This window comes from Streptomyces sp. NPDC059373, assembly GCF_042751495.1.
In the GTDB taxonomy this organism is placed as follows: domain Bacteria; phylum Actinomycetota; class Actinomycetes; order Streptomycetales; family Streptomycetaceae; genus Actinacidiphila.
Map to the genome: position 1 here is coordinate 246,465 of NZ_JBHYXC010000004.1, position 14,254 is coordinate 260,718.

Here is a 14,254-nt window from a genome sequence, read left to right on the forward strand (position 1 = left end):
ATGGCACCCCCCGAAGAGGCCACCGCTGTGCTGGAGGCGCACGGCGTCGGCAAACGCTTCCCCGGCGTGGTGGCTCTCGACGACGTCTCCCTGACGCTGCGCCGTGGTGAGATCCACGCGCTGGTCGGCGAGAACGGCGCGGGCAAGTCCACGCTGATCAAGGTACTCACCGGAGTGCACCGCCCCGATTCCGGTGAGCTCCGCCTGGACGGCCGCAGCGTCTCGTTCGCCCGCCCCTACGAGGCGCAGCAGGCCGGAATCTCGACGATCTACCAGGAGGTCAACCTCGTACCGCTGATGAGCGTGGCGCGGAACATCTTTCTCGGCCGCGAGCCCAAGAACGGTTTCGGGCTGATCGACTTCACCCGTATGCATCAGGAGGCGGCAGCTCTGCTGGCGGACTTCGGGGTCACCGCCGATGTGCGGCGGCCGCTGGGCTCGCTCGGCGTAGGCACCCAGCAGATGGTGGCGCTCGCCCGCGCGGTGTCGGTGCGGGCGCAGGTCGTCGTCATGGACGAGCCCACCTCGTCCCTGGAACCACGTGAGGTGGAGACCCTGTTCCGGGTCATCGACGACCTGCACCGGCGGCAGATCGCCGTCCTCTATGTCAGCCACCGGCTGGACGAGCTCTACCGGATCTGCGACCGCGTCACCGTGTTGCGCGACGGACGCCTGGTCCACACCGGCGACCTGGCGGGCCTCGACCGGATGCGGCTGGTCTCGCTCATGCTCGGCCGGGAGATCGCCGAGGTACGGCGCCATGGCGTCACCGGATTCGGCGAGGCCCACGACGAGCACGGAGCCGTCGCCCAGGCCCGCGAACCGGTGCTGACCGCCTCCGGTCTGACCCGCCGTCATGTCCTGGACCACATACGGCTCGATCTGCTGCCGGGCGAAGTGCTGGGCCTCGGCGGGCTGCTCGGATCCGGACGCAGTGAGACCGCGAAGGCGCTGGCCGGTGCGCTGCCCCTGGACTCGGGCACGGTCAGTGTGGCCGGCCGGACCCTGCGGCGGCTGTCCTCCGCCGCCGCGATCCGGTCCGGCATCAGCCTGCTGCCGGAGGACCGCAAGGCGGAGGGCATCGTGCCGGGCCTGTCGGTGCGCGAGAACATCGTGCTCGCCGCCATGCCCAGGCTGTCCCGGGCCGGTCTGGTCTCCCGTCGGCGGCAGGACCGCATCGTCGAGACGTTCATGAAACGGCTGCGGATCAAGGCATCCGGTCCGGAGCAGAAGGTCGGCGAACTCTCCGGCGGCAACCAGCAGAAGGTGCTCCTGGCGCGCTGGCTGTGTCTGGCACCCAAGGTACTGCTGCTGGACGAGCCCACCCGTGGCATCGACGTCGGTGCCAAGGCCGAGGTGCAGGCACTCATCGACGAACTCGCCCAGGAGGGACTCGCCGTGCTGCTGATCTCCTCCGACATCGAGGAACTCGTCGAGGGCTCCGACCGGATCGTGGTGCTGCACAGCGGCGCTATAGCGGGCGAACTCACCGGCAGCCAGGTCACCGAGGGCGAACTGCTCGACGTACTCGCCGCCCACTCCCCTGTACCCGCCGCTGATGACGAGGAGGATGCCCGATGACGCAGGCCACGCTGGAGCGCGCACGGGCCCGTGGACGGTTCGACATCTCCGTCTGGCCGCAGAAGTACGGTGTCTACGCCGCCGTGGCGGCCCTGCTCCTCTACAACGCGGCGTTCACCGATCACTTCCTCACCGCCGCCAACCTGCGCACCCAGCTGGTGCAGGTGGCCCCGGTGGTCATCGTCGCCCTGGGCATGGCCCTGGTCATCGGCACCGAGGGGGTCGACCTGTCCGTCGGCTCGACCATGGCCCTCGCGACGGCACTGCTCCCGCTCTACCTGGGATACGGCCTGTTCCCCGCGTTGCTGGTGGCGTTGCTGGCCGGTGTCGTCGTCGGTCTGGTCAACGGCACCCTGGTGGCGGGCATCGGCCTGCAACCCATCGTGGCCACCCTCGCGCTCTTCGTCGGCGGCCGAGGACTCGCCCTGGTGATCGCCGACGGGCAGCTCAAGCAGATCGAGAACCCCGACCTTCTGGCGCTGGGGACTAACAGCGTGCTCGGCGTTCCGGTGGTGATACTGATCGCCGGTGTCCTGGCGCTGGTGGTGGCCGGGATCGTGCACCGCACCACCTTCGGCCGGCAACTGGTCGCCGTCGGCGGCAACCGCGCCGCCTCGGCGCTCGCGGGGCTGCCGGTGCGGCGGGTCCTGATCGGCGTGTACGTCCTGTGCGGTGTGCTCGCCGCGCTGGCCGGGGTGCTGGCCACCGCGCGCCTCACCGCGAGTGATCCGTCGGCGCTCGGCAACCTGATGGAGCTGTCCGCCATCACCGCAGTTGTCGTCGGCGGCACCCCGCTCACCGGCGGATCGGTCCGGGTGCTCGGCACCGTGGCCGGCGCCCTGTTGATGCAGCTGCTGAGGGCCACGCTGATCAAGCACGACCTGCCCGACTCGACCACACAGATGGCGCAGGCCGTCATCATCCTCATCGCCGTCTACGTCGCCCGGGAGCGCCGATCCCGATGAAGCCGCTGTCCAGCCCCCGACCGGCCGCCGTCGCGGATTCACGGCCGTCCGCCCCCGTACCGAAGCGAATCCCTCTCCCCGACCGGCAGCGTCTCGCCCTCCTGATCCAGCGGCAGGGCGTCCTCGCCGTCCTGGTGGCGGTCGCCCTGACCTCGTCCTTCCTCTTCCCGGCGTTCGCGACCCTCGACAACGTCCGTGGCATCACCGTCCAGGCCTCCTTCCTCGCCATCGTCGCCCTGGGCATGACCCTGGTGATCATCACCGGTGGGATCGATCTGTCGGTCGGGTCGGTGTTCGCCCTCGGCGGCGTCCTCGCCGCCTGGGCGTCGCAGTGGGGAATGCTCCCCGCGCTGCTGCTGCCGCTCGCCGTGTGCGGGGCCATCGGAGCGGTCAACGGGCTGCTGATCGCACGCGCCGGCATGCCGCCGTTCATCGTCACGCTCGCCGCGCTGCTCGCCGCCCGGGGTCTCCTGCTCAACATCACCCACGAAGGAGCGAAGACCAATCTCGTGGAACGCGGCTCGGCCTTCGCCGAGTTGGGGCAGGGCACCGTGGGCGGCTTCGGCTATCCGGTGCTGATCGCTCTCTGCCTCTTCGGCGTGGGCGGCCTGGTCCTGCAGCGCACCTCGTTCGGCCAATCGCTCTTCGCGGTGGGGGGCAGCAGCGATGCCGCCACCCTGATGGGACTTCCGGTGGCCCGCACCCGCGTGCTGGTGTACGTCCTCAGCGCCCTGCTGGCCGGCTTCGCGGGAGCGCTCAACGCGGCCCGGCTGTCCTCCGGGGTCACGATCGTCGGCGTCGGTATGGAACTCGACGCCATCGCCGCCGTCGTCATCGGCGGCACGCTCCTGGTGGGCGGCGCCGGCTCGGTCAGCGGCACCCTGTGGGGCGTGCTGCTGCTCGGGGTGATCCAGAACCTCATCAACCAGATCGGCTCCCTCAACTCCTCCTACCAGTCCGTGGTCAGCGGCGGTTTCCTGGTCGTGGTGGTCGTGGCGCAGCGCTATCTCGGACGTGCTCGAACGACCACATGAAGGACGCCGGGTCCCGGGACATACACTGCCATACACCGCCGTGCACTACGGCTGGGCACTTAGAAGGAGCGTCGTGGGCGTCAGCCTGAAGGACGTCGCACTGCGAGCGGGCGTCTCGGTGAAGACCGTCTCGAACGTGGTCAACAACTATCCGCATGTCACAACGGTCATGCGAGCACGGGTCCAGCAGGCGATCGACGAACTCGGCTACCGCCCCAACCTGACCGCACGCCATCTGCGCAAGGGCCGTACCGGAATTCTCGCGCTGGCCGTTCCGGAACTGAGCAATCCGTACTTCGCCGATCTGGCCGGGGCCGTCATCGACGCCGCCGCCCGCCACGACTACACCGTTCTCCTCGACCACACCGCCGGGGAACGGGCGAAGGAGATCCTGGTCTGCCAGGGCTTCCGCTCCCATGTCATCGACGGCCTCATCCTCAGCCCGATAGAGCTGGAGACCGAGGACCTGCTCGGCCGCGCCGACACCGCGCCGCTGGTGCTGCTCGGGGAGCGCGAGTACGACGCCCCCTACGACCACATCGCGATCGACAATGTCGCGGCCGCCCGCACCGCCGTACGCCACCTACTCGATCTCGGGCACCGGCACATCGCCTTCCTCGGCGCGCGGTTCGAGAGCGAGCGACAGCCCGCCCACCTGCGGCTGCGGGGCTGGCGCGAGGAGATCCGGGCCGCCGGGCTGGTCCCCGACGAGTCCCTGGTCATCGCCACCGACGGCTACGGCCGGACGGACGGCGCCGACGCGATGGCCACCTTGCTGGACCGCGGCGAACGACCGGACGCGGTCTTCGCCTACAACGACCTGATCGCCCTCGGCGCGATACGCACCCTGACCGAGCGGGGTCTGCGGGTGCCCCAGGATGTCGCCGTCGTCGGGTTCGACGACATCGAGGACGGCCGCTTCAGCGGGGTCTCCCTCACCACCATCTCGCCCGACAAGCAGGCCATCGCCCGACTCGCCGTCGACGCCCTGGTCCAGCGGCTGACCCCTTCCCCCTCCGCCCCGCCCACCCCCGAACCCCGCCGGACCAGGCCCGGATTCCGCCTGCTCGTCCGCGAATCCACCGCCCGCCGCACGCCCTGACCCCGATCGCCCGTTGTGGGCAACCGATCCGCAGGGCGAGCGAAGCGAGACGGAGACACCTCTGGGGGCACCCCCGGCCGGAGCGTGGGGGAGGTAGCTGGGGGAGGGTGGGTACAACCCGGCCACCGGCCCGCGCGGCCGCCACAAGATCCGCCGGACGAATGGTCTGGTTGTTGCCGGCAGCAGACAGGATTCGCGCCATGGGATGGACCAGCAGGACGCCTCAAGGGTGATCGCGGACGGTCCTTCTGATCAGGCAGAACAGGACTCGGAGGCGCACTGCGGCAACCCGCCTGTCGCTCCGTCAGGCGGCGTCGAGGCGGGTCAACTCGTCGGCGGACAGCTTGAGATCGGCCGCCGCGACCGAGTCGCGGATGGTCTCGGGGCGCGAGGAACCCGGGATGGGGATCACGACGGGCGCCTTGGCGAGTGCCCAGGCCAGGGAGACCTGCTGGGGGCTCACGCCGTGGGCCTTGGCGACCTCCGCGAAGACGGCGAAGCGTGAACCCAGTTCACCGGCCTGGGTGATCCCGCCGAGCGGGCTCCACGGCAGGAAGGCGATGCCCAGTTCGGCGCAGAGCTCGAGCTCCGGCTCGCTGGAGCGGAAGGCCGGGGAGAACTGATTCTGGACGCTCACCAGCCGGCCGCCGAGGATCTCGTTGGACAGCCGGATCTGGTCCGGGTTGGCGTTCGAGATGCCGGCGTAGCGGATCTTGCCCGCGTCCAGCAGATCGCGGATCGCCCCGACCGAGTCGGCGTAGGGGACCTTCGGGTCCGGCCGGTGGAACTGGTAGAGCCCGATGGCCTCGACGCCGAGCCGCTTGAGCGATGCGTCGCAGGCCTTCTTCAGGTACTCCGGCGAACCGTTCAGGGTCCAGGAGCCGTCGCCAGGACGAAGGTGACCGCCCTTGGTCGCGATCAGTACGTCGGAGGTGTCGCCGCCGTAGCTGGCCACCGCGCCGGCGATCAGGGATTCGTTGTGCCCGACGTCGTTCGCGGTGAGGTGGTAGGCGTCGGCGGTGTCGAACAGCGTCACGCCCGCCTCCAGCGCGGCGTGGACCGTCGCGACCGAGCGCTGCTCGTCGGGGCGCCCCTCGATCGACATCGGCATTCCGCCGAGACCGATGGTGCTGACCTGGGTGTCACCGATGCGGCGAGTCTGCATGGGAGGTCCTCCTTGGAGATCTGCTGGTACTTCCCCAGCGTGCGCCCGTGTGATTAAGCTGTCCAACAGGAGAAACCGATCCCTTTGAGCAGCCCTGGTGATGAATCATGGAACTCCGACAACTCAAGTACTTCGTCGCCGTCGCGGAGGAGTGCCACTTCACCCGGGCGGCCAAGCGTCTGCACATCGCCCAGTCCGGGCTGTCGGCCTCGATCAGCTCGCTCGAGCATGAACTGGGCGCGCCGCTGTTCCTGCGCAGCACCCGGCAGGTCGAGCTGACCCCTGCGGGGCGGGTCCTGCTGGTCGAGGCCCGGCGGGCGCTGTCGGCGACCGACGCCGCCAAGGACGCGGTCGCGGCGGTGCAGGGGCTGCTCCGCGGCAGCCTGGCCATCGGGTCGCTGCAGTGCCTGCACGTGGTGCACCTGCCGGCCGTGCTCGGCCGTTTCCTGGCCGAGTACCCCGGTCTGGAGATCCGGTTGCGGCAGGGCGGGTCCGCCGAACTGATCGAGCAGGTGCGTGCGGGCCGGCTGGACGTGGCGTTCGTGTCGCGCCCGGCCCGGTGCCCGGACGACGTCGTGGTGGGGCCGCTCGCCAGTGAACCGCTGGTACTGGCCTGTGCGCCCGGCCATCCGTTGGCGTCGCGGGAGGAGGTCGGGCTGGCGGAGTTGCGGGGGGAGCAGTTCGTGGACTTCCTGCCGGACTGGGGCACCCGGGACCTGGTGGACGGCGCGCTCGCCGCCGCAGGCGTGGACCGCCACGTCTCGCTGGAGGTGACCGACGTGCACTCGCTGCTCGACATGGTGACGTTCGGGCTCGGCGTGGCACTCGTACCGCAGTCGTTCGCGGCCAAGACCGACCAGGTGCGTTTCGTGGGGCTGAGCGGGACCGTACCGGCCTGGGAGACGATCACCGTGACGGGTGACCCGACCAGCGCGGCGGCGGCCGCGCTGCTGCGTGAGGTCCAGGAGACGAAGAGCGGCCGCCGCGCCGCCGCCCTGGTCGGCTGACGGGGGGACGCAGGGCCCCACGCGGCGTCACGCGACGGAGTGGGTCACCGTACCGTTGTAGGTGCCGGCCACGGCCGCGGCCGGCACCGAGACCACCAGTGTGGGATTCCAGGTCAAGGTCTCGAGGACCCCCAGAAGACCTGTGGCGTGGAATGCGGTGCGGGGGACGTCCAGGGCCTGTGCCTGCGCCGCTGTCGCCTGCCCCGGGGTGTACGTCGGGTTGCCGAGGCCGGTCTTCGAGGTGAAGGGGCCCGACCAGTACGACACGAGGCTCTTCGCAATAGTCTCGGCGGTCGTATGCCCGCCCGTCGTGAAGTTCGTCGCGGATACCGTAGCCGTCCAGGAACCGCCGAGGGTGGTATCGACCGTCACCGACCCGAGGTGCGCGCTGATCGTTCCACCCGGCGTTGTACTGCCGAGTGTCACCGACGCCGGCGCTGTGATGTCCAGGCCGAGCGCGGACCGGGCCGGCGCCGACCTGGTTTCCGGCTCTGCCCGCACCGCTTCCGCCGCTCCCGCCTCTTCCAGCGCCCGGGTGTCGCGGCCGGCGGCGATCACCTGGCCGGCTCCCAGCAGCTTGGCGGCCTGTACCGCGAGGCGGCCCACGACTCCGGTGGCGCCCAGGACGAGCACCCGCTCGCCGGGCTGTAGCGCGGCCCGCCAGGCCAGCGGCAGCCACGCGGCCCAGCCCGCGTTGCCCAGCGCCGCGGCGACGGCGTCCTCCAGGTCGTGCGGGACCTCGATCAGCTGGGCCGGGTCGACCAGGGTCCGTTCGGCCAGCACCCCGTACGGAGCCGCAGGCCAGTTGAAGTACACCCGACGGCCGTCGGGGTCTACGCGATCGAGGAGACGCCGATCGCCCTGGCCGCGACGGCGCAGCGCTTCCTGACCGCGTGAGACGCGGCGATCCACTTGCTCAATGGTATGGACATGTTCAAATAGCGTGCCCTAACCTGAACTTGGTCTAGACCTTAATGCGCTGAGCTCGCGCCCCCGCACGCCCCAGGAACTCCCCCACGTTCTCCAGGAGCCAGCATGCGCAAGAAGATCAGCGCGGCCGTGATCGGCCTGGGAGTCGCCCTCGTCTCCGTCCTCGCCACCGGCAGCGCCCAGAGTCACGGCTACACCAACAGCCCCATCAGCCGGCAGGCCCTCTGCGCCAACGGTACGGTCACCAACTGCGGCGACATCCAGTACGAACCGCAGAGCGTCGAGGGCCCCAAGGGCTTCCCCTCGGCGGGACCCGCCGACGGCACGATCTGCGCCGGCGGCAACAGCCGGTTCGCCCAACTCGACGACCCGCGCAGCGGACAGTGGCCGGCCACCAAGGTGACCGGCGGTCAGAGCTACACCTTCACCTGGCGGTTCACCGCGTCCCACGCCACCACCGACTTCCGCTACTACATCACCAAGTCCGGCTACGACCCGACCAAGCCGCTCACCCGCGCGAGCCTGGACACGACGCCCTTCCTGATCGTCCCCTACAACGGCGCCCGCCCGGGTACCACCGCCTCACACCAGGGCACCATCCCCACCGGCAGGACCGGCAAGCACCTCATCGTCGCCGTGTGGACCATCGCCGACACCGCCAACGCCTTCTATGCCTGCTCGGACGTGCAGTTCTAGTTCGTACGCACCTCCAGCGGGCTCCCCGCGCCGTCCGCCTCGTGCGGACGGCGCGTTCGCCGCGTCAGTAGCCCTGGCCGACGGCGGCCCTGCGGGACGCATGACATTCGTCATCGCCACTCATGACAGTCCGCACTGCCCCCGGCCGCCGCCCGGCCCGACGCTTGAGCCATGGAAATCGGGGAGAGCGTGATCGAGGCGGCCGGAGTGCGCCGCCGGTACGGGGGCGGCTTCGAAGCCGTACGGGGAGTGTCCTTCGAGGTGGCGCGTGGCGAGGTGTTCGCGCTGCTGGGGAGCAACGGGGCGGGGAAGACGTCCACGGTCGAACTGCTGGAAGGGCTGGCCCGGCCGAGCGAGGGCGCGGTCCACGTCCTGGGCCACGATCCCTACGGCGAACGGGCCCGGGTGCGGCCGAGGGTGGGGGTGATGCTCCAGGAGGGCGGCTTCCCGTCGGACCTCACCGTGGCCGAGACGGCGCGGATGTGGGCCGGGTGCGTCAGCGGCGCCCGGCCGGTGGGCGAGGCGCTGGCCATGGTGGGGCTGGGTGCCCGGAGCGGCGTACGCACCAAGCAGCTGTCGGGGGGCGAACGGCGGCGCCTCGACCTGGGTCTGGCGTTGCTGGGCCGGCCGGAGGTGCTGTTCCTGGACGAACCGACGACCGGGCTCGACGCGGAAGGCCGGCGCGACACCTGGGAGTTGGTACGGGAGCTGAAGGCGGCCGGCACGACCGTGCTGCTGACCACGCACTACCTGGAGGAGGCCGAGGCCCTCGCCGACCGGCTGGCCATCATGCGGGAGGGCCGGATCGTCGCTTCCGGCACCCCGGCCGAGGTCACGGGCGCCCGCCCGGCCCGGATCTCCTTCGCCCTGCCGGCGGGCTGGTTCCCGGGCGACCTGCCGCCGCTGCCCGCGCTGGGCGTACTCCGGCACGAAGTACGGGACGGGCGGATCCTGCTGCACACCGACCGGCTGCAGAGGTCGCTGACGGCGCTGCTGCGCTGGGCGGAGGACAAGGACATCACGCTGGACCGGCTGGACGCACGGACGGCGTCGCTGGAGGAGGCGTTCCTGGCGATCGCCGGGGACGCGACGAAGGGAGCCGAGTGATGACCACTCCCACCGGACGGGTGACCGCCCTGGGGCGGGCCGAACTGACGCTGCTGTGGCGGAATCGTACGGCGATGCTCACCGCGCTCCTGCTACCGCTCGGCATGGTGGCGCTGCTGCGCCCCATGATCGCACAGATGGACCTCGGCCGGACCGGGCTCGACGCGAACGCCGTGTCGATCAGCGGCGGCATCGGCTTCGTCCTGGTCATCGTCGTCTACTACAACCTGGTGACCGCCTACGTCGCCCGGCGCGAGGAGCTGGTGCTCAAGCGGCTGCGTACCGGCGAGCCCACGGATCTGGAGATCCTGGCCGGCACAGCCCTCCCGGCGGTGGCCATAGCGCTGGCCCAGTGCGTGGCGCTGGTCGCGTCCGGGGTGCTGCTGCTGGACCTGGGCGCGCCCCGCAGGCCCGACCTGCTGGTGGCCGGACTCGCCCTGGGCGTCGTGCTGCTGGCGGCGCTGGCCGCCGTGTCCACGGTCATCACCCGCAATGTGGAGCTGGCCCAGATCACGACACTGCCGCTGCTGGGCCTGTCCATCGCGGGCTCGGGACTCATGATCCCGCTGGACACCATGCCGGACCCGCTCGCCAATCTGTGCCGGCTGCTGCCCGTCTCGCCGGTGATGGAGCTCGTACGGGCGGGCTGGCTCGGCGGCGTCACGGCCCACGACGTGCTGGGGGCGCTGGGTACGGCGCTGGCCTGGACGGTGCTGGCCGTGTTTGCTGTACGACGGTGGTTCCGCTGGGAACCGCGCCGCTGACCACCGGGGGGACGGATGTCGAGACTGACGGGTTGGTGGGACCGGCGAAGCGATCCCGCCCGGATCGAGCTGTACACGCGGTGGTCGTTCCACTCCTTCGCGGTGCTCGAAGTGGGCGTGGTCGGCCTGACGTTCTTCTCCCAGGCGGACACCGCGGTCCGGCTCCGGGCCGGGCTGTCCGCTCTGGTGGCCGTGCACGCCGTGCTGTGCGCGGTGCTGTCGGCCAGGGCCCTGGACTGGATTCTCGGGCGCCGCGACCGGCCCCGCCGGCTGCTCGTCGCCGTCGCCGTGGTGTCGGCCGGTGGCGCGGTCGCGACGCTGGCGCTGCGCGCCGCCGGGACCATCCCGGACCCCGCGGACGTGCCCGTGCCGGTCGCCTGCTTCACCTGCTTCGGGCTCGGCGCGCTGGCGCTGGGCATCCGCGGGACGCGCGGCATGCTGTACGCCGTCCTCGGCACGGCCGTCGGGACGGGCGTGGTGGGCATGGCGCTGGGGCTTCCGAGCGGCGAGGCCTTCGGGTGCTCGGTCTCCGTACTCTTCGGCGCCGTCGGGTGGGTGTTCACCTGCGGCTTCTCGGCCTGGCTGGTCAGCGCCGTATGGGAGCTGGACGCGGCCCGTGAGCTGCAGTCGCGGCTCGCGGTCGCGGAGGAGCGGCTGCGGTTCGGGCGCGACATGCACGACGTGATGGGGCGGAACCTGGCGGTGATCGCGCTGAAGAGCGAGCTGGCGGTGCAACTGGCCCGCCGGGGAAGGCCGGAGGCGGCCGAGCAGATGGTCGAGGTGCAGCGGATCGCGCGGGAGTCGCAGCGCGAGGTGCGCGAGGTCGTACGCGGCTACCGCGAGGCCGACCTCGCGGTGGAGCTGGCCGGCGCGCTGTCCGTCCTGCGCGCGGCGGGCATCGACGGCCAGGCCGAGGGCGACGACGGAAGCGCGCTGCCGCCCGAGATCCAGGCGGCCCTCGGCTGGGTCATCCGCGAGGCCACGACCAATGTGCTGCGGCACAGCGAGGCGCGGCGCTGCACCATCCGGCTGTCCGTGGGCCCCTCCGTGGTCCTCGCCGTGGAGAACGACGGCGTCCCCGACCCGGTGCCGGGCGGCCCGGGCGGACCCACCGGCTCCGGCCTCGCGGGCCTGCGCGAACGGCTGGCCGCGCTGGGCGGAACCCTGGCCGCGGAGTCGCGCGCCGGGGCCTTCCGGCTGACGGCGGCCGTGAGCGGGGCGACCGGATGAGCGGCGAACGCATCCGCGTACTGCTCGCCGACGACGAGCACCTGATCCGGGGCGCGGTCGCCGCGCTGCTGTCGTACGAGGACGATCTGCTGGTCGTCGCCGAAGCCGCCTCCGGGCCCGAGGCCATCGCCATGGCCCTGGCGCACCGGCCGGACGTCGCCGTACTGGACCTGCAGATGCCGGGCGGACCAGGAGTCGGGGACGGCGTCGCCGTCGCCACCGCGCTGCGCACCGAACTGCCCGCCTGCCGCACGATGATCGTCACCAGCCACGGCCGCCCCGGCCAGCTCAAGCGGGCCCTCGCGGCAGGGGCGCGCGGCTTCGTACCGAAGACCGTGTCGGCCCAGCGGCTCGCCGAGATCATCCGCACCGTGCACGCCGGCGGCCGGTACGTCGACCCCGAGCTGGCCGCCGACGCCATCAGCGCCGGCGACTCGCCCCTGACCGCCCGCGAGGCCGAACTGCTGGAACTCGCCGCCGACGGGGCGCCCATCACCGACATCGCCCGCCGTGCCTCGCTCTCCCCGGGCACCGTACGCAACTACCTGTCGGCCGCCGCCGCGAAGCTCTCCGCGGAGAACCGCCACGCGGCGGTGCGTATCGCCCGCGAGCGCGGCTGGATCCAGGCCCCCTGAGGCCCTCCGTCGGACAGGACCTAGCCCGGGGCCTGTGGCGCCGCCTGATGGCGGATCTGCTGGTCGTACTCGGCCAGCAGCTGACGGAGCTGGTCGAGCGATTCGGCGGGGACGTCCGGGGGCGCGGTCTCCGCCACGAAGCGGGCCGCCGCGATCAGTGCGGCCAGTTCGTAGACGTGGAACGTGCCCCGGAGCACGGTCGGACGAATGCGTTCCAGCTCCATCGGTCCAGCTCCATCGGTCAGGCCTGGGAGCGTACGTAGTCGACGATGTGGCCCAGTTCGGAGGCGAACTGGTTGTAGTCCTCCTGCATGCCGTTGATGTAGGCGCTCCAGCCGAGGCTCGCCTTCGCGTAGTGCACGGCCTCCTGGATCTCCTCGTCCGTGGCGCCGAAGAGCTTCGCGGCCTCGGTGTGGAAGAGGCTGCAGTAGTGGCACTTGGTCTCCGAGTGGAGGCCCACGCCGATGAGTTCCTTGTACTTGTTCGGGATGAGGGTCTCGCCGAGTTCGATCTTCTTGAAGATCTCCCACTCGGGTCCGAGCAGCTCGGTCGGGATCCGCTGGAAGAAGTGCGGGACAAGGCCGAGGGTCTGCTTGATGTCGGCCTCGATCTCGCCGCGGTTCACCGTGGCAGTAGCCATGACAGCTACCTCCTCAGAGGCACCGCGTGCCTGACCCGGCCCGTTCGTGCTGGTCACGAGCTGGAAGACGCCGGATCCGCTCGGGCATGAACCCCGCGGCACTCACGGGCCTCTGCGTCAAGTCAAGCACGACCGAATGGTGCCTGCCACCCGCCTCACCAGCGGCTAGCCGGAGGCTTCGGCCTCGGCGAGCAGGCCTTCGCGGAGGGTGGCGAGGATGCGCTTGAGCAGTCGGCAGACGTGCATCTGGGAGACGCCGATGCGGTCGGCGATCTCGGCCTGGGTGAGTTCGTCGCCGAAGCGCAGCGAGAGGATCATCCGGTCGCGTTCGTCGAGCTCGGCGATCAGCGGCTTGAGGCTGATGAGGTTGTCGACGCGCTCCAGGGAGGGGTCGACGTGGCCGAGGTGGGCGGCGAGGGCGCCCTCGCCCTCGTCCTCCGCGGTGGTGGCGTCCAGCGACGACGCGGTGTACGCGTTGTCGGTGACGACCTGGGCCTCGACGATCTCGGCCTCGGTGAGGTGGACTTCGTCGGCGAGCTCGGCCGCCGTCGGGTCGCGGCCGAGCCGTTTGCCGAGCGCCTCCGTGGCGCGGGCGATGTCGATCCGGGCCTCCTGGAGCCGGCGCGGGACGTGCGCGGCCCAGCTGGTGTCCCGGAAGAAGCGTTTCATCTCCCCGACGATGGTGGGGAGGGCGAAGCTGGTGAACTCGACGCCACGGTGGATGTCGAAGCGGTCGACGGCCTTGATCAGCCCGATGGTGCCGACCTGCATGATGTCGTCCAGCTGCGCGCTCCGGGACTGGAAACGGCGGGCGGCATAGCGCACCAGCGTGAGGTTGAGCTCGATCAGCGTGTTGCGCACGTACTGGTACTCGTACGTGCCCTCTTCGAGTTCCCTCAGCCGGGCGAACATGACCTTGGACAGGTCACGTGCTTCGACGCTGTCGTGTGCAATCACCTTTCGATCGTGACGCCCGGGCGGTACCCTGTCAATGGATACGTGAAATGAAATTCGTCAATTGCGGGTCAGTAGATCGTACGCACAGATCGCCACGAGGGAGAGCATGACCACCCCGGACCCCGACTCCAACGGCCGATGGACATTCCTGACCAACCACGCCCGCGTACTGCTCGAACTGTCGCGGAAGCCGGACGCGCGGCTCCGGGATGTCGCGGTCCATGCCGGTATCACCGAGCGGGCGACCCAGGGGATCGTCGCCGATCTGGTGGCCGGCGGGTATCTGAGCAAGGTCAGGGTCGGTCGCCGCAACCAGTACACGATCAACCCCACCGGTCATTTCCGTCACCCCGCCGAGGCTCAGCACTTCGTCGGCGACCTGCTGAATGTCTTCGCACATGATCCCGAGTCGACCGAGTAGCGAGTCCCCCGTCCGGGTGG

16 protein-coding genes are annotated in these 14,254 nt (G+C 70.7%); 11 read left to right on the forward strand and 5 right to left on the reverse strand.

The genetic code is table 11. The annotated features are described in order from the left end of the window. The 4 genes from ACFXJ5_RS11250 to ACFXJ5_RS11265 all read left to right on the forward strand — a co-directional run bounded on the left by ACFXJ5_RS11250 (nt 1) and on the right by ACFXJ5_RS11265 (nt 4,682). A complete protein-coding gene (locus tag ACFXJ5_RS11250) occupies nt 1–1,581 on the forward strand; it encodes a sugar ABC transporter ATP-binding protein (RefSeq protein ID WP_384629995.1) in 1,581 nt (526 codons plus the stop codon). Further along, entirely contained in the window at nt 1,578–2,546 is a 969-nt protein-coding gene (locus ACFXJ5_RS11255; protein WP_384629997.1) for an ABC transporter permease, read from the forward strand. Before ACFXJ5_RS11250 ends, ACFXJ5_RS11255 begins: the two co-directional genes overlap by 4 nt. After that, nucleotides 2,543–3,580 carry an ABC transporter permease gene (locus ACFXJ5_RS11260; RefSeq protein ID WP_384629999.1) on the forward strand — a complete coding sequence of 346 codons (1,038 nt, stop codon included), beginning with the start codon at nt 2,543–2,545 and terminating at the stop codon, nt 3,578–3,580. Before ACFXJ5_RS11255 ends, ACFXJ5_RS11260 begins: the two co-directional genes overlap by 4 nt. A 73-nt stretch (nt 3,581–3,653) precedes the next feature. After that, the gene (locus ACFXJ5_RS11265; RefSeq protein ID WP_384630001.1) at nt 3,654–4,682 is read left to right on the forward strand and encodes a LacI family DNA-binding transcriptional regulator; all 1,029 of its coding nucleotides are present in this window, start codon (nt 3,654–3,656) and stop codon (nt 4,680–4,682) included. 304 nt (nt 4,683–4,986) lie between these two features. Here the strand turns inward: ACFXJ5_RS11265 and ACFXJ5_RS11270 are convergent, their stop codons facing one another. Next, nucleotides 4,987–5,847, reverse strand: coding sequence for an aldo/keto reductase (locus ACFXJ5_RS11270; RefSeq protein ID WP_384630003.1), 861 nt, complete (start codon nt 5,845–5,847; stop codon nt 4,987–4,989). Between the two features lie 107 nt (nt 5,848–5,954). On the opposite strand from ACFXJ5_RS11270, the gene ACFXJ5_RS11275 reads away from it, so the two are divergent. Next, a complete protein-coding gene (locus tag ACFXJ5_RS11275) occupies nt 5,955–6,854 on the forward strand; it encodes a LysR family transcriptional regulator (protein WP_384630005.1) in 900 nt (299 codons plus the stop codon). Nucleotides 6,855–6,881: 27 nt separating this feature from the next. On the opposite strand, the gene ACFXJ5_RS11280 is transcribed toward ACFXJ5_RS11275, so the two are convergent. Next, nucleotides 6,882–7,766, reverse strand: a complete 885-nt coding sequence (locus ACFXJ5_RS11280; protein ID WP_384630007.1) for a hypothetical protein — start codon at nt 7,764–7,766, stop codon at nt 6,882–6,884. A gap of 123 nt (nt 7,767–7,889) precedes the next feature. Here ACFXJ5_RS11280 and ACFXJ5_RS11285 point away from each other — a divergent pair, with 123 nt between their 5' ends. From ACFXJ5_RS11285 to ACFXJ5_RS11305, 5 genes are all read left to right on the forward strand, one after another. After that, nucleotides 7,890–8,480: a lytic polysaccharide monooxygenase gene (locus ACFXJ5_RS11285; protein WP_384630009.1), complete on the forward strand. Its 591-nt coding sequence runs from the start codon at nt 7,890–7,892 to the stop codon at nt 8,478–8,480. A gap of 171 nt (nt 8,481–8,651) precedes the next feature. Next, entirely contained in the window at nt 8,652–9,587 is a 936-nt protein-coding gene (locus ACFXJ5_RS11290; protein WP_384630011.1) for an ABC transporter ATP-binding protein, read from the forward strand. Continuing rightward, the gene (locus ACFXJ5_RS11295) at nt 9,587–10,351 is read left to right on the forward strand and encodes an ABC transporter permease (protein WP_384630013.1); all 765 of its coding nucleotides are present in this window, start codon (nt 9,587–9,589) and stop codon (nt 10,349–10,351) included. Before ACFXJ5_RS11290 ends, ACFXJ5_RS11295 begins: the two co-directional genes overlap by 1 nt. Nucleotides 10,352–10,366: 15 nt before the next feature. Further along, nucleotides 10,367–11,581, forward strand: coding sequence for a sensor histidine kinase (locus tag ACFXJ5_RS11300; RefSeq protein WP_384630015.1), 1,215 nt, complete (start codon nt 10,367–10,369; stop codon nt 11,579–11,581). Next, a complete protein-coding gene (locus ACFXJ5_RS11305; RefSeq protein WP_384630017.1) occupies nt 11,578–12,216 on the forward strand; it encodes a response regulator in 639 nt (212 codons plus the stop codon). Before ACFXJ5_RS11300 ends, ACFXJ5_RS11305 begins: the two co-directional genes overlap by 4 nt. Before the next feature lie 20 nt (nt 12,217–12,236). Here ACFXJ5_RS11305 and ACFXJ5_RS11310 read toward each other — a convergent pair whose 3' ends face one another. From ACFXJ5_RS11310 to ACFXJ5_RS11320, 3 genes are all read right to left on the reverse strand, one after another. After that, nucleotides 12,237–12,440: a hypothetical protein gene (locus tag ACFXJ5_RS11310; protein WP_384630019.1), complete on the reverse strand. Its 204-nt coding sequence runs from the start codon at nt 12,438–12,440 to the stop codon at nt 12,237–12,239. Between the two features lie 17 nt (nt 12,441–12,457). Continuing rightward, nucleotides 12,458–12,856 (reverse strand): carboxymuconolactone decarboxylase family protein, encoded by a 399-nt coding sequence (locus ACFXJ5_RS11315; protein ID WP_384630021.1) that lies wholly within the window; start codon nt 12,854–12,856, stop codon nt 12,458–12,460. A 165-nt stretch (nt 12,857–13,021) separates the two neighbouring features. Beyond that, nucleotides 13,022–13,768 carry a SigB/SigF/SigG family RNA polymerase sigma factor gene (locus ACFXJ5_RS11320; protein WP_384630078.1) on the reverse strand — a complete coding sequence of 249 codons (747 nt, stop codon included), beginning with the start codon at nt 13,766–13,768 and terminating at the stop codon, nt 13,022–13,024. A gap of 151 nt (nt 13,769–13,919) precedes the next feature. Between ACFXJ5_RS11320 and ACFXJ5_RS11325 the strand changes: the two genes are divergently transcribed. Further along, entirely contained in the window at nt 13,920–14,234 is a 315-nt protein-coding gene (locus tag ACFXJ5_RS11325) for a helix-turn-helix transcriptional regulator (RefSeq protein ID WP_384630023.1), read from the forward strand. Nucleotides 14,235–14,254: the final 20 nt, after the last annotated feature.

Bases quoted from the DNA above. Each gene is read 5' to 3' on its own strand.
- ACFXJ5_RS11250 (WP_384629995.1), top strand. From the start codon at position 1: ATGGCACCCCCCGAAGAGGCCACCGCTGTGCTGGAGGCGCACGGCGTC.
- ACFXJ5_RS11255 (WP_384629997.1), top strand. From the start codon at position 1,578: ATGACGCAGGCCACGCTGGAGCGCGCACGGGCCCGTGGACGGTTCGAC.
- ACFXJ5_RS11260 (WP_384629999.1), top strand. From the start codon at position 2,543: ATGAAGCCGCTGTCCAGCCCCCGACCGGCCGCCGTCGCGGATTCACGG.
- ACFXJ5_RS11270 (WP_384630003.1), bottom strand. From the start codon at position 5,847: ATGCAGACTCGCCGCATCGGTGACACCCAGGTCAGCACCATCGGTCTC.
- ACFXJ5_RS11275 (WP_384630005.1), top strand. From the start codon at position 5,955: ATGGAACTCCGACAACTCAAGTACTTCGTCGCCGTCGCGGAGGAGTGC.
- ACFXJ5_RS11285 (WP_384630009.1), top strand. From the start codon at position 7,890: ATGCGCAAGAAGATCAGCGCGGCCGTGATCGGCCTGGGAGTCGCCCTC.
- ACFXJ5_RS11290 (WP_384630011.1), top strand. From the start codon at position 8,652: ATGGAAATCGGGGAGAGCGTGATCGAGGCGGCCGGAGTGCGCCGCCGG.
- ACFXJ5_RS11295 (WP_384630013.1), top strand. From the start codon at position 9,587: ATGACCACTCCCACCGGACGGGTGACCGCCCTGGGGCGGGCCGAACTG.
- ACFXJ5_RS11300 (WP_384630015.1), top strand. From the start codon at position 10,367: ATGTCGAGACTGACGGGTTGGTGGGACCGGCGAAGCGATCCCGCCCGG.
- ACFXJ5_RS11305 (WP_384630017.1), top strand. From the start codon at position 11,578: ATGAGCGGCGAACGCATCCGCGTACTGCTCGCCGACGACGAGCACCTG.
- ACFXJ5_RS11310 (WP_384630019.1), bottom strand. From the start codon at position 12,440: ATGGAGCTGGAACGCATTCGTCCGACCGTGCTCCGGGGCACGTTCCAC.
- ACFXJ5_RS11315 (WP_384630021.1), bottom strand. From the start codon at position 12,856: ATGGCTACTGCCACGGTGAACCGCGGCGAGATCGAGGCCGACATCAAG.
- ACFXJ5_RS11320 (WP_384630078.1), bottom strand. From the start codon at position 13,768: ATGTTCGCCCGGCTGAGGGAACTCGAAGAGGGCACGTACGAGTACCAG.
- ACFXJ5_RS11325 (WP_384630023.1), top strand. From the start codon at position 13,920: ATGACCACCCCGGACCCCGACTCCAACGGCCGATGGACATTCCTGACC.